Below are 13,651 nucleotides of genomic sequence, written 5' to 3'. Positions count from 1 at the left end.
TCATGATCGTGTTGCGCGGTGTGCTTATGGCCGCTGGCATGAGCGATACAGCAACGATGTGCGTGGGATCGGGAGGCCATAGGTCGCTGATCCTCGAACGGCGTTTCCTCGGCCTGGCAATGATGGAGTTCTGGGAGCGCTTCGCGATGGCGGGCGTCAAGTCGCTGCTCGTGCTCGTACTGGTCGATCAGGTGTTTGCGCATGGAGCGGCGCCAGCGCTCGGCGCAACCACCTTGCGCGCACTGTTTGGACACTGGTTGGGCGCGAGAACACCGGTCGCGCTCGCGTCGCAAATCTATGGCTATGCGGGGGCGCTCCTGTATCTTGCGGTGCCGCTAGGCGGGTTGATCGGCGATGTGTTTGCGAACCGGCGCATCGTTATCTTCGCGGGTGCCGGCCTGATGTTCTTGGGGCTGCTGATGATGTTGCAGCTTTACGGCTTCCTGCCCGGCCTCGCGCTGTTCATGGTCGCAACCGGCACGGTGAAAGGCAATCTGTCCGTCGAACTTGGCCGCCTCTACCTCGACGAGGCGACGCGCCAGCGCGGCTTTGCCGCCTATCTCGGCTTTTTGAATGCAGGCGTGATCTGCGGGCCTTTGGTTTGCGGCGCGCTTGCCGCCTTCGCGGGATGGAGCTACGCGATCGGCGCGGCGGCGTTGGCAGTAGCGATCGGCAGCGCGGGCTATGCCGTAAGCGGTGCGCCCGACGCTGGCCTCTCCGCCCGCGGCGGGCACAGCCCCAATGCTGCGCCGATACCAAGGCGTTCGGCCGCAGCGGCGGTCCTCGTTGCCGCCATTCTCAGCGTGTATTTCTGCTGGGCGGCGTACGAGCAACTCGGCGATGTCTTCCTGCTTTGGGCGCGCGGCCGGGTCGCGCTTCATGTCGGGGGATGGACGATGCCGGTCGGCTGGTTCGTCTCGCTCGATGGGCTGTTCACGATGCTGCTCATCGCTGCGATGCAGGCGCTGATGCCGTGGCTCGCGCGGCGCGGCATCGTGCTGGGGGCGCATCGCGGCATTCTGCTCGGCGGGCTGTGCTGCGCCGCAGGTTATTGCCTGCTCGCGCTGGCGAGTGCGACCAATGGTGGCACGCCTGTGCCGATCGCGTGGGCACTCGGCTATCTGCTGCTGGTCGACATCTCGGTCGTGCTGGTCTGGCCAAGCGGGCTAAGCCTGATCGCCGACGTCGCGCCGCCGCGCTTCGTCGGCTGGTGGACCGGCATCTTCTACCTGCACGGCTTTTTCGCAAGCCTTTGGGCGGGCGTGAGCGGTGGTTTTTACGGCCATATGCCAGACGCGCGTTTCTGGCTGATCCAGGCGGGCGTGGCCGGGATCGGCGTGCTGCTCGCCATACTTGGCGCCGCGCTCGCGTGGCGAGTGCCTCAGGCGACTATCACTTCGGCGTGAGCGAAACCCTCCTCGAAGTCCGGCTCGAGCGCGCGATCGGTGACAAGGATGTCGACCTGCGATAATTCTGCGGTCTTCAGCAGCGCATAACGCCCGAACTTGGAGGCGTCCGCGCCAAGCAGGACCTGTTTGGCGGTGGCGTACGCGATCCGGCTCATTGTGGCTTCGCCCGGGTGGAAGTCCATCAGGCCGCGATCGAGACTGATCGCACCCACCGAAAGGATCGCAAGGTGCGGGGTGAAGCCTTGCACGAACGCCTGCGCATGATGATCCGAGAAGGCACGGTAATCGTAATCCATCTGCCCGCCGGCCAGGAACAGCCGGTTGCCGTTGATCGCGCCGAGGTCGCTCGCAACCTGAAGCGAGTTGGTGATGACGGTCAGCGATTTGCGTTCGACGAGTTGCTTGGCGGTGAAGATGCTGGTCGTGCCGGAGTCGATGAACACGATGCCGCCATCCGGCACTAGATCCGCCGCCGCGCGGGCGATGCGCAGCTTGGCATCGGCATTCTCCTCCATTCGCTGGTTGAGAGGCCCCTCCAGCGCCGCGCCCGCCAATCGCGCGCCGCCGTGCTCGCGGATAACCGCACCCTGATCCTCCAGCGTGCGCAACTCGCGGCGGATCGTCTCGTCCGATACGTCGAGCTCCGCCGCCAGACTCAGCACCGACAGCGTACGGCCGCTGCGAAGCCGTGAGATGATCTCGCGCTGGCGCTCCGATCGCTTTTGAATGGTGTCCTCCTGTACAATCGCCCGTTTTGGGCCGCCGCGCGAAACCGTGTCAACGACCCCGCGCGGGCGGCGGCGTTTCAGAAGCCGAGGCGGAACTGCAACCGCACGTAGCGTGGCGACTGATATGCTTCCGGCTTGCGATAGTTCGAGTTGGGCGAATCGTCGCTCAACTGCCCGAACTCGTTGAACGACGTCACGGCTTGCGTGTTGAACAGGTTGAACACGTCGATGCGGATCGAGGCGTCGTAGCGGGTCGGCACCGGCAGATGGACGACGGCGCTCACATCGAACTGGGTCAGCCAGTCGCCGTCGAAGGCGGTTCCGCGCGGCACGAGCGTGTTGTTACAATAATAGCTGTAGCCGTGGTACGTGTTGGCGTAGGCGTCGACGCTGGCCGGCACGGTGCCGATGCAGCTGTTGTGCTGCGGCGATTGCACCAGCAGGTTCGCGCCGAGATCGAGCAGCGCGAAGGGCCGGTAGCTGCCATAGGCCTTCAGCGTGTGGCGGCGATCGTTCGGCAGGTAACCGTAGGCGCCGTTGACGAAGCCGGGGGAATCGAAATCCGCGCTGCGGTTGACCGCAAGCTGGCCGTTCTCCGAGCGCACGCCGCCCTCGTAATTGCCCTTGTCCATTGCCCAGGTGTAGCTCGCCGACAGGCTCCACACCTGATCAAAGGTGCGATCGAACGTCAGCGTCACCGCGTTGTAGTTGCGGCTGGGGTTGGGATAGAGCAGATCCTTGGCCTTCAGGGTCACGGTTGGCTTGGTGCCATCGGGCAGGGCGTTGATCTGGGTGGTGACGTCTTTGCCGGGATTGCCGATCACGAAGTGGCTGCCGCCCGGATACGCCTTCTGGCACGCCGCCGCGCTGAACCCTTGGCCGAGGCAATAGGCCTGCTCTCCCGCATCGACCGAAAAATCCTCGATCACGTTGGTCAGTTCGCGGTGGGTGAAATAGGCGCCGATGCGGATATGGTCGCTGATCTGTCGTGACGCGCCAAAGATGAATTCGTTGTCCGACTGGGCCGAGATGTTGTGCGCGATCGCGCCGGCCGGGTCAGACGGCGTACCGTTGGCGGAGACCTCGCAATTGGCGATCTTGGTGTCCGGGCAAGCGGTTGTGTTGGCAACCGACAACAGCGCCGCGCCCGCGACCGGTACATTGCCCGCACCGCTGACGCCGTTGAACAGATTGTAGCGCGTATAGGTAACGAGCTGCCCGGCGACGTTGAGGTTGATGTCACCTGCGAGCGGAAGGTAGTATTTGCTAAACGATCCATAGACCTTCGTCTTGCCGTTGCCGAACAGATCGTAACTGGCGCCGAGCCGTGGTGCCCACTGATCGCCGGACGTGTAATAGCTTTGGCCATTCACGCCTTGGTTGCTGAACCGGTCATCGCGCACGCCGAGTTGCAGACGCAGGCGGTCGTTGAACAGCGTCCACTCGTCCTGAAGGTACAGCGCCTCGTTGCGCACGGTGCCGACGCCGTCCTGCGAATAGACCCGCGTGGTGTAGTAATCGGTGCCGACTGGCAGCCCGATCCGCGCCGCCGAACTCGCGGTGGTGCGGAAGATCTTGTAGAAGCCGTCGCCGATCGTCTCATAGGTCTGCGTCTGCGTGTCGTCCTCGTGGTCGTAGCCGATCCGGACGTGGTGCGAGCCGAGCAGCTGAAACTGGAGATCCGCGTCGATCCGGTAAAATTCGCGCTTGTCATCGGTGCGGCTATACGCGTCGGTGACCTTGTTTGCGCCGATGTCGATGCCGGCATCGCTGGTGCGATAATCGATCACGCGAGGATTGGTGGTGTCGAGCGGCACGTTGCCAGAGCGCAGCTTGTTGACGCCATATGCGCCGGACAGCGTCAGCCACGGAGTGAAGGTGCCGGTGTAGCGCGCGACATAGTTGACACCGCCGGCGCGGGTATCGGTGCCGCCGGTCTTCGCGCCGATCGTGTTGGTGGCGCGATCGTAATCGTAACTGCGCGTGTGCGTGTCGTTGGTCGTGTCGAAGTAGGTGAACTCGAAGTGATGGTCGCCGGTGATGTAGCCATCGACCTTGCCGCCCCAGAACGGGCTGGTGTTGGTCACGCCGGTCGCGTTGTTCTGGTTGGAACTTGGCGTCAGCGAACGGATGTCGCGGAAGTTGTAGAGGCCGTAAACGAACAAGTGATCCTTGATGATCGGGCCGCTTGCTTGCAGCACCAGTTCCTGCCGGCTGGCGGTAGCGTGGGCGTAATCGGTGTCGTAGGTGGAGGGCGAGGAGTCGCGCAGACCCTTGGGCTCCCACGTACCGGTGATGCTGGCGTGATAATCGTTCGAGCCGGACTTGGTGGTGGCGACGACGTAACCGCCGGTTGCGCGTCCGAACTCCGCAGGCGCACCGCCGGTTTTCACTTCAACAGTCTGGTAGAAGTCGAACGGCACCTCGGTAGGTTGCAAGCCGGACACGAAATCCGTGATGTTGAGACCGTTGATGTAGAACGCGTTCTCGGTGAACGATGCGCCCGCGATCGACACCTGATTGGCAAAACCGCCGTTGGCGCCCGACGAACCCTGCACCGCGCCCGGCGTCAGCAGCATCACGTCGCGCAAGGTTCGGCCGATCGGCACGCGGTTCTGGAGCGACCCCAGATCAATGACCGCGCCCGTGGTGGTTTCCTGAAAATCGGCAACGCGCTGACGCGTTCCCTTCACGACGATGTCGCCGCTGTCGCTCGCCGTAATAAGCTTGAAGCTGTTCGCACCGCCGTTGCTACGGGTCAACGCGATGCGCTTCTCGGCGTAGGCGCTGAAGCCGGGCGCGCTCACCTCGAAATCGTAATTGCCCGGCGCAAGCTGCGGAATCGTATAGGCGCCGGCCTCGTTCGTGGTGGCCGAGCGGCTGATGCCTCGATCCGACGAGGTGATCTTCACCTCCGCACCGGCGATCGCCGCGCCCGTATCGGAAGTGACACGCCCGGAAGCGGCGATGTTGGTGTAATCCTGCGCGTGCGCGGGCGCGGTCAACAGCGCCGCCGCCGGCAGCGCGGTTCCAAGCAAAAGTACGGCGCGCACGACGAAGGCGCGCGAAAATCGCGTTGAGCGGTTCAAGGTTTTGGCTCCCCATTCAGGATCGGACGGGTGATGCGTAGCGTTCGCGTCCTGAAACGCTCTCTAAGCTGCGCTTGTTGAACTTTTGTGACCTGCGGTAACAATTACCACAGTGCCGCTGCCGCTGCCTGCTTCCGTGGAGAACTCATCGAAGATCGAGTGGGATGACAGCAAGCCCACATCATCCCATGCTACCGCCGCGAGGCGGAAAATGAAGGAGCGATGGGAGTCGAGCAGTGACAAATGGCCCGTGAACGCGGTCTTGCGGGTCAGTCTGTCACGGGGACGACCGTTGACTCCCATCGAGCGAGGATATCTGGCGCATCAGCCATAGCGACGATCTGCCGATCGTTCAGACCAATTTCTGGATGGCTCGACAGGTCGGCGGCCGCGGCGAACGGCACGCCGGCGCCCCTTCGTTCCGAGTGCCGATCACGATCTGCTGCGCCCGCCCACCACCTTAGCTGGTTGAGATCCTGCGCTCATCGGCCGCTGATCCGCAGCGCGAGCGCGGCGAGCGTCACCAGCAGCACCGGGATGGTCATGGTCACGCCGACCCTGAAGTAGTAACCCCAGCCGATCCGGATGCCCTTTTGCCCGAGGACGTGTAGCCACAGCAGCGTCGCGAGCGAGCCGATCGGCGTGATTTTGGGGCCGAGATCGCAGCCAATCACGTTGGCGTAGATCATCGCCTCCCGGACAACGCCGGTGGCGTGGGTCGCGTCGATCGACAGGGCACCGACCAGGACTGTCGGCATATTGTTCATGACCGACGACAGCAGCGCGGCGATGATGCCGGTGCCTAATGCCGCGCCCCAGACGCCGCCCTGGGCGGTGCGGTCGAGGAGACCGGCGAGATGCTCGGTCAGCCCGGCGTTCCTCAGGCCATAGACGACCAGATACATGCCGAGCGAGAAGAGTACGACCTGCCACGGCGCGCCGCGCAGAACCTTGCGAGTCTCGATGATGTGGCCGCGCGCAGCGACGGCGAGCAGCAGGACCGCGCCGGCAGCGGCGACCGCGCTGATCGGAACGCCGATGGGCTCGAGCAGGAAGAAGCCGGTCAGGAGGGCGGCGAGGACGACCCAGCCGGCCTTGAACGTGGCGGGATCCCGGATCGCGTCTGCCGGTGTGCGCAGCTGCGCGACGTCGTAGCCGGTCGGCACCTCGCGGCGGAAGAACAGCAGCAGCACTACCAGCGTCGCGGCGATGGACGCGAGATCCACCGGCACCATCACCGAGGCGTAGTCGGCGAACCCGATCCGGAAGACGTCGGCCGAGACGATGTTGACCAGGTTCGAGACGATCAGTGGCAGACTGGCCGTGTCGGCCACGAAGCCCGCTGCCATCACGAACGCCAGCGTCGCCTTGTCGCGGTAGCCGAGTGCTCGCAGCATCGCGATGACGATCGGAGTGAGGATCAGCGCCGCGCCATCGTTGGCGAACAGCGCGGACACGGCTGCGCCGAGGAGGATGATCAGGACGAACAGGCGCCGGCCGTGCCCGCAGCCCCAGCGGGCGACGTGCAGCGCCGCCCATTCGAAGAAGCCGGCCTCGTCCAGCAGCAGGCTGACGATGATGATCGCGACGAACGTCGCGGTCGCATTCCAGACGATGTCCCAAACCACCGGCACGTCGGAGAGCGAGACGACCCCGGCGAGCACCGCCACGGCCGCACCGCCCAGCGCGCTCCAGCCGATACCGAGGCCTCGCGGCTGCCAGATAACGAGGGCGATCGTGACGACGAAAATGGCGAGGGCGAGGAGCATCAGGCGACGCGCTGCCCGGCGGCATTCACCACCTGTTCGCCGTCCTCCTTGGCAAAGGCGCCACGCTGCGCCTCGTGCAGCAGATCGAGGACGGTCTCCGATGGTCGGCACAGCCTCACCCCGAGCGGCGAGACGACCAGCGGGCGGTTGATGAGGATAGGGTGGTCCATCATGGCATCGATCAGAGCGTCGTCGGTCAGCGAAGCGTCGCCGAGGCCGAGTTCGCCGTATGGCGTGCCCTTCTCGCGCAGCAGATCGCGAGGCGTGATGCCGGCGCGGTCGATCAGCTCGACCAGCAGGGCGCGGGATGGCGGTGTCTTCAGATACTCGACGACGTGCGGCTCTATTCCGGCGTTGCGGATCATAGCCAGCGTGTTGCGCGAGGTGCCGCAGGCAGGATTGTGGTAGATCACGACGTCGAAGGCAGCATCCCTGGTCATCTTGGGCGTCCTTTCAGCAGCAGGGGTTGAGTTCGGCGAGGAGCGGCGCGCACAACTCGGGCGAGCCTTCGCAGCAGTCCTTGGCCAGGAACATCAAAAGCGCCCGCAAGCCGTCGAGGTCGGCACGGTAGATGATGGAGCGGCTATGCCGCTCGGATCGCACGATGCCGGCGCGCGCGAGGATGCCGAGATGCGCGGACATTGTGTTCTGCGGCACGTCGAGCTGACGAGCGATCTCGCCCGCCGCCATGCCGTCTGGCTCATGCCGCACAAGAAGGCGGAAAACATCCAGGCGGGTGGCCTGGGCAAGTGAACCAAGGGCAGCGATGGCCGAATTATTATCCATGAATCCAGCATAGTGGATTTATCAGGGCGCGTCACTTCCGATTTTAGGGCGTGGTTGTTCATCCTTTGTCAGAAGGTAACCTGCAGATTGGTCTCAAGAAAGCGCACCGTGTCAGATTTCGCGGCGAGCGCCTTGGGAGCATCCCTGAGGAAGCCTCCCTTGAACAACACCGCGAAGTTGGTTTCGAGCCGCAGGTGCTCGGGGACGAGCCAGTAGCGCAGCCGACCCTCGACCTGATTGCCTGCGAAAGTGCCCGACCGCCCGGTTGCGTCCGTCACGCCGGCAAAGCGATCGAAGCGCGATGCGAGCCAGATCGGGCGGTAATCGGCAAGTCCTTCGAAGCGCTTGCCGGGCTTCATGTCGATGCGCACGCCTGGCGCGCTGATGTTCTCGCGCGCGATCATCGAATAGGTGCCCGACGGCCCAAGATCCTCACGGCGGCTGCCGAAGAGTGTGTCGAAACGGCCAAAGCTGCCGCCCGGGCGGTCGCCGCTCGCATAATCGTAGAACAGGCCGAGCCGCAGTTTCAGCGCCGTGTCGAACGTATAGCCGAGGGCCGCATGCGCGAAGCCGGCGGAGACGCGCCGGAAGGTGGCGCTCGCCGTGGTGGAGGCGCTGGCATGGCCGAACTGGTACACGCCTTCCACGTCGTAATCGACCAACGCAGGCTTGGGCTCGCGGAACAGCCGTGCGTCGACCGTGTGGAGCCGGCGGTCGGCCGTGGCGCGGCCAGGCGTGTCACGCTCGACCAGACGGTAATAGGCGATCTCGCCCTGAGCGCCGCCGAAGAGGCCTTTGCGTTGCAGGTGCGCCCCGAACAAGGCGTCGTCGAACGTCTCGCGATCGAACTCGACCCGGTTGTGTCGGAGGCCGCTCGTGTCGCTCGGCAGGCGCTCCTGCGGCAACACGTAGAACAGGGTCAGCTCGGTCTTCTTGTCCGGCGCGAGATCGACGCGCATGCCCGTAAAGCCGTTGACGGTGTTGCGATATTCGTCGGTGGCGATCAGCCGTCCCGAGCCGAGATTGAGCAGGAAGCGGCCGCCCTGGAACGCGATTTTGCTGCCCGCCCCAAGCGCATCGTCGAGCCGGAGCTTCAGATAGGCCTGCGGCAGTTCGACCGTGTTGATATCGTCGCGCCCGAGAAAGGTCTTGCGGTCGAGATCATAGGCGCGGCTGTCGATGAGTTCCCCGCCGATCGCAAGCGGTCCCGGGCCGTATTCCGCCGCCACGCCGGTGCGCAGTTCGACCGCGTCTTCCGAGGTGGCGTAATCAGGCCGCGGCCGCCCGGCGACGGTTTCGAAGCGGGCGCGGCTGGAGAAGGACAGGATCAGACCATTGTCATCCTCCTTGGGCGCGGTCTCTTCCTTGCCGGGCTTTTCGGTCGAAGATGCGGGCGACGCGGGCGGCGACTGCGCCCACAGGCTTGTGGGCGCACCTGTCCAGAGAAGCACCAGACCAGCGTAGTGGCGGTATCGCATGTCGGTCTCCAGATCGGCAGGATGGATTCAGGCGGCGGCGTGTGTGCCCGGCACCCGCGTGGGGTTCATGCCAGCAGCCAGAACAACGCACCTGAGATTACGATCGTGGACGGAAGGGTGAGGATCCACGCGAGGGCGATTTGCCACACCGTCCCCATCTGCACGCCGGAGCCCGAACCGACCATCGTCCCCGCGATTCCTGACGTGACAACGTGCGTGGTGGAGACCGGGCCGCCGGTGAGGCCCGCGACGCCGATCACCGCCGCGGCAACGACTTCGGCGGAGGCGCCCTGCGCCGGCACCAGATGCTTCTTGCCGAGCCGTTCGCCGAGCGTCTTCACGATGCGCTTGTAGCCGACCATCGTGCCAAGCCCGAGGCAGACGGCCGAGACGATGCGTACCCACCACGGCACATAGTTCACCAGCCCGGTGAGATCCTTCTGAAGTGCCTTCGCGGTCGCTTGCTCGCTCTTGGATGCGTTTCCACCCGTGTTTTCGCCGACCGTCTTCAGCTCGGCGATAACGCGGTTGGTGTCTGCGCGTAGCCGTACGCGCTTGTCATGCGGCACCGCGCTCAAGCGCGTGACGCCCTTGACCAGCGCCATGGCATCCGCAGCGGCGTTGAGGCCTTCGGCCTTCTTGCTGCTTCCATCCTTTGCGATGAGCGACGTCGCGCTCGCAAGCTGAGGCAGGATGCCAGCAACCTTGCTTGGCGCTAGATCCTCGTTGATCGCGAAGGTGAAGGGCGCAAGCCCGATGACGGTCAGCATGATCAGGCCGATGCTCTTCTGACCATCGTTGCTGCCGTGCGAGAACGAAACGCCGGTGCAGGTGGCGATCAGGATCGCCCGCATCCACCAAACCGGTGGAGTGTCGCCTTCCGGCGGCTCGTACAGGTGCTGGTCCTTGAACAGCAGCCGCACCAGGCGGAACAGCAGCCACGCAAGCGCAAAGCCAAGCACTGGCGAAACGAGCAGAGCGTCGAGCACTGCGACGATCTGCGACCAATCGACGCCTTCGTGCAGCGGACGCGACTGTCGTAGCGTCGAGGCGATCGAGACGCCGACAAGAGATCCGATCAACGCGTGGCTGCTGGAGTTGGGTATGCCCAGCGCCCAGGTGCCGACATTCCAAAGCAGTGATGTTGTGAACAAAGCGGCGAGCATTCCGATCGCCGGGTCGCCATTCGGCGGGCTCAACACCTCGGGCGGCAGGATTTCGACAAGGGCGTAGGCGACCGCGATTCCGCCGACCATGACGCCGGTGAAATTCATCAGACCGGACCAGACCACCGCCTGAGCCGGCTTGAGGGAGTTCGTGTAGATTACGGTCGCGACGGCGTTCGCGGTATCATGAAACCCGTTGGAGAATTCGAAGATCAGAACGAGCACCAGGCAGGCGCCGAGAAGCATCAAAGCAAGCGACGACCCAGGCGGTACGGCAGCGAACATCGGCATGTTCCTTTCGCCGGGTCAGAATGCCAGGCGATCCCCTCTGGGCCAGCAACATGACAGGCCGGTTTCACTGCGGACGATCGACTGAGACCGGGAAGTGCCATTTACCGAAAGGTGTGCGTCATGACAGCGTAATACCTCCGTCCCCGGCGTGTCATGTCGCGTCTCCATGGGGCTTGCGACGCCAAAGCGGCGCAAGGGGGCACCATGAAAACCGTTGTTCGACTTCTGACCAGCATCGCATTCGCGGCCATTGTCGCGCCGCTAGCTGCCGAAGCGCAGACCGATCCCGTTGATCGGCCGGCCGCGGCGGCGAACGGCGCAGGCGCCGACCCGACTGCGACCGCTGCGCCCGGTGCCGATATCGTCGTGCTTGGCTTCGGCCAAAGCCGCCAGGTGCAGAGCGTCAACGCCGCAGATATCGCACGGCTGACGCCCGGCTCGAGCCCGTTGAAAGCGATCGAGAAGCTGCCCGGCGTCAACTTCCAGGCGGCGGATCCGTTCGGCGCTTATGAATGGGCGGTGCGTATATCGCTGCGCGGCTTCAACCAGAACCAGCTTGGCTTCACGCTCGACGGCGTGCCGCTTGGCGATATGAGCTACGGCAACGTCAACGGCCTGCACATCAGCCGCGCGATCATCTCCGAAAACGTGGCGCGCACGGACGTGGCGCAGGGCGCGGGTGCGCTCGGCACCGCATCGACCAGCAATCTCGGCGGCACGATCGAATTTTTCAGCGCGATGCCGCACGCGACGCCCGCGATCACCGGGAGCGGTACGTATGGCTCCGACAACACCTATCGCGCTTATGCGCGGCTCGACAGCGGCGACATCGGCCACGGGCTGAGCGGCTATGTCAGCTACGGCTATCTCACCACGGACAAGTGGAAGGGCTATGGCACCCAGCGCCAGCATCAGGCCAATGCCAAGCTCGTCGAGGATCTCGGGGCGCTTGGCAGTATCTCGGCGTTCTTCAACTTCTCCGATCGACGCGAGCAGGATTACCAGGATCTGAGCAACGACATCATCGCGCGCCGGGGCTTGCGCGATGACAATATCGCCAACAACTATCCGCTCGCGCTGCAGATTGCCAAGATCTACCAGAATGAGGTCGCCGCCGCAGCCAAGGCGCCGCTCCCGTGGGCCGGTGTCGGCACGACCTTGCCGACGGGCTTCGGTACAGTGGACGACGCCTATTACGACGCCGGCGGCCTGCGTCGCGACTATCTCGGCGGCGTGACGTTCGACGCGCATCTTACGCCCGAACTGAGGTTGAAGACGACCACCTACTACCATCAGAACAAGGGGCAGGGTTCGTGGGTCACGCCCTACTCGCCAACGCCCGTGGGTGCTCTGAACGATGACGGATCGGTCATCACCGCGCCGAGCCCGCTTGGTTTTCGCACCACCGAATATGCCATCAAGCGGTTCGGCGGCATCGGCACCTTGTCCTACGAAACGGGCGCGAACCGTATCGAGATTGGCGGCTGGTACGAGAATAACGACTTCATACAGGCGCGCCGCTTCTATGGAATGACCGACAGCGCGACGCCGAACCGCGACACGCTCAGCTTCCAGCGCAACGCCTATGCGACGCAGTGGGATGGCAAATACAATACCGAGACGCTGCAATATCACGTCGAGGACACGCTGCGACTGCTCGACGATCGTCTGACGGTGAACGGCGGCTGGAAAGGCGTGTACGTCGTCAACCGCGCCGTCATGCTCGGCGATACGACCTCGCCGCTCGCCACGGGGCGGATCACCGCGCGCGATCTGTTTCAGCCGCAGGCGGGCGTGGTGTTCAAGCTCACGCCGCAAGCGGAGGTGTTCGCCGATTACACCGAGAACATGCGTGCGTTCGTATCGTCTGCGACAACGGGTCCGTTCTCGACCACGCAGGCTGGTTTCGACGCGATCCGTGGCCAGTTGAAGCCGGAACGCTCGAAGACGGCCGAGGGCGGGCTGCGCTTGCGTGAGGGGCCGTTCGAGGCATCGGCAGTCGGCTATTACGTCGACTTCACCAACCGCCTGCTCGCCTTTGCCAATGGCGCAGGCATCATCGGCAATCCCGCGACGCTAAACAACGTCGGCGCGGTTCATACGTACGGTGCGGAGCTTTCGGCAAATTACCGCGTGTTCACGCCGCTGTCGCTCTTCGCGAGCTATTCATACAACCACTCCACCTACGCCGACGACGTGCGCAGCGCGCAGGGGGCGCTGCTGGTTGCGACCAAGGGCAAGATGGTGGTCGATACGCCCGAACACATGGTGAAGGGCGAGGTCGTGTTCGAACAGTCCGGCTTCACCGCGCGCGTCGGCGCGGATTACATGAGCAAGCGGTACTTCACCTATCTCGACGACGAATCGGTCTCCGCGCGCGTGCTGGTGGATGCGAGCGTCGGCTATCGCTTCGAGGGGGAGGGCGTGCTGCACGGCGTCGCGATCGAGGGCAGCGTCACCAATCTGACCGACAAAAAGTATATCGGCACGATCGGCTCGAACGGGTTTACCGCCAGCGGGGACAACCAGACCCTGCTCGCAGGTGCCCCGCGGCAGTTCTTCATCTCCGTGAAGAAAGGGTTCTGATTTTCCGGTCTAAATGAACCTGAATACTTGCTTCGAGGCTTTGTGCGACCGGCGGCGCCCAGGCGCCGTCGGCTGTGATGCTCTCGCTTGACGGGCTTTGATCTGATGATGTGACGCTTGGAAGGCATCATGTGGAACCCGACCGCCCGCGCGCAGCATAGCCGCGCCGGTGATCAGCATCGTTCTGCGATCGAGCTGTACGAGTGTGACTCCACTGTTCCCGGCAGCATCTCACAATGATCGACGGACGCAGGCGCAGATCGCTTGCAGCGAGGATCACGCAGGCGGTGATCGGGTGGCGCGAGTCGTGGGCAAGCGGCAACTCCGCCCCGCCGCAACGAAATGTTAG

The 13,651-nt window shown here is 64.1% G+C and carries 9 protein-coding genes; 2 read left to right on the top strand and 7 right to left on the bottom strand.

Annotated features, from left to right (window positions below; genetic code table 11):
• The first annotated feature begins 38 nt into the window (after positions 1-38).
• Positions 39-1,406, top strand: coding sequence for a POT-type proton-dependent oligopeptide transporter (locus AC3ANX_RS10925; RefSeq protein ID WP_488333309.1), 1,368 nt, complete (start codon positions 39-41; stop codon positions 1,404-1,406).
• Here AC3ANX_RS10925 and AC3ANX_RS10920 read toward each other — a convergent pair.
• From AC3ANX_RS10920 to AC3ANX_RS10890, 7 genes are all read right to left on the bottom strand, one after another.
• On the bottom strand, positions 1,382-2,071 hold the full coding sequence (locus tag AC3ANX_RS10920) for a DeoR/GlpR family DNA-binding transcription regulator (protein WP_488333308.1): 690 nt from the start codon (positions 2,069-2,071) through the stop codon (positions 1,382-1,384). The two genes, AC3ANX_RS10925 and AC3ANX_RS10920, sit on opposite strands and share 25 nt — an antisense overlap.
• Positions 2,072-2,214: 143 nt before the next feature.
• Positions 2,215-5,190: a TonB-dependent receptor gene (locus tag AC3ANX_RS10915; RefSeq protein WP_488333307.1), complete on the bottom strand. Its 2,976-nt coding sequence runs from the start codon at positions 5,188-5,190 to the stop codon at positions 2,215-2,217.
• A gap of 518 nt (positions 5,191-5,708) precedes the next feature.
• Positions 5,709-6,995, bottom strand: a complete 1,287-nt coding sequence (locus AC3ANX_RS10910) for an arsenic transporter (protein ID WP_488333306.1) — start codon at positions 6,993-6,995, stop codon at positions 5,709-5,711.
• The gene (gene arsC, locus AC3ANX_RS10905) at positions 6,995-7,435 is read right to left on the bottom strand and encodes an arsenate reductase (glutaredoxin) (RefSeq protein ID WP_488333305.1); all 441 of its coding nucleotides are present in this window, start codon (positions 7,433-7,435) and stop codon (positions 6,995-6,997) included. The genes AC3ANX_RS10910 and arsC overlap by 1 nt, the downstream gene beginning before the upstream one ends.
• A gap of 13 nt (positions 7,436-7,448) precedes the next feature.
• Positions 7,449-7,781 (bottom strand): ArsR/SmtB family transcription factor, encoded by a 333-nt coding sequence (locus AC3ANX_RS10900; protein WP_488333304.1) that lies wholly within the window; start codon positions 7,779-7,781, stop codon positions 7,449-7,451.
• A 68-nt stretch (positions 7,782-7,849) separates the two neighbouring features.
• Positions 7,850-9,259, bottom strand: coding sequence for an alginate export family protein (locus AC3ANX_RS10895; protein WP_488333303.1), 1,410 nt, complete (start codon positions 9,257-9,259; stop codon positions 7,850-7,852).
• Between the two features lie 65 nt (positions 9,260-9,324).
• Positions 9,325-10,710 (bottom strand): inorganic phosphate transporter, encoded by a 1,386-nt coding sequence (locus AC3ANX_RS10890; RefSeq protein ID WP_488333302.1) that lies wholly within the window; start codon positions 10,708-10,710, stop codon positions 9,325-9,327.
• A gap of 210 nt (positions 10,711-10,920) precedes the next feature.
• On the opposite strand from AC3ANX_RS10890, the gene AC3ANX_RS10885 reads away from it, so the two are divergent.
• Positions 10,921-13,302 (top strand): TonB-dependent receptor, encoded by a 2,382-nt coding sequence (locus tag AC3ANX_RS10885; protein WP_488333301.1) that lies wholly within the window; start codon positions 10,921-10,923, stop codon positions 13,300-13,302.
• Positions 13,303-13,651: the final 349 nt, after the last annotated feature.

This window comes from Sphingomonas sp. BRN-1R, assembly GCF_057748035.1.
The sequence above is the reverse complement of the archived record's forward strand: the minus strand, read 5'-3'. Positions and strand labels throughout refer to the sequence as shown.

What these genes read in the sequence shown, in the direction of transcription:
- AC3ANX_RS10895 (WP_488333303.1), bottom strand. Translation starts at nt 9,259, where the DNA reads ATGCGATACCGCCACTACGCTGGTCTGGTGCTTCTCTGGACAGGTGCG.
- AC3ANX_RS10885 (WP_488333301.1), top strand. Translation starts at nt 10,921, where the DNA reads ATGAAAACCGTTGTTCGACTTCTGACCAGCATCGCATTCGCGGCCATT.
- arsC (WP_488333305.1), bottom strand. Translation starts at nt 7,435, where the DNA reads ATGACCAGGGATGCTGCCTTCGACGTCGTGATCTACCACAATCCTGCC.
- AC3ANX_RS10910 (WP_488333306.1), bottom strand. Translation starts at nt 6,995, where the DNA reads ATGCTCCTCGCCCTCGCCATTTTCGTCGTCACGATCGCCCTCGTTATC.
- AC3ANX_RS10900 (WP_488333304.1), bottom strand. Translation starts at nt 7,781, where the DNA reads ATGGATAATAATTCGGCCATCGCTGCCCTTGGTTCACTTGCCCAGGCC.
- AC3ANX_RS10925 (WP_488333309.1), top strand. Translation starts at nt 39, where the DNA reads ATGAGCGATACAGCAACGATGTGCGTGGGATCGGGAGGCCATAGGTCG.
- AC3ANX_RS10890 (WP_488333302.1), bottom strand. Translation starts at nt 10,710, where the DNA reads ATGTTCGCTGCCGTACCGCCTGGGTCGTCGCTTGCTTTGATGCTTCTC.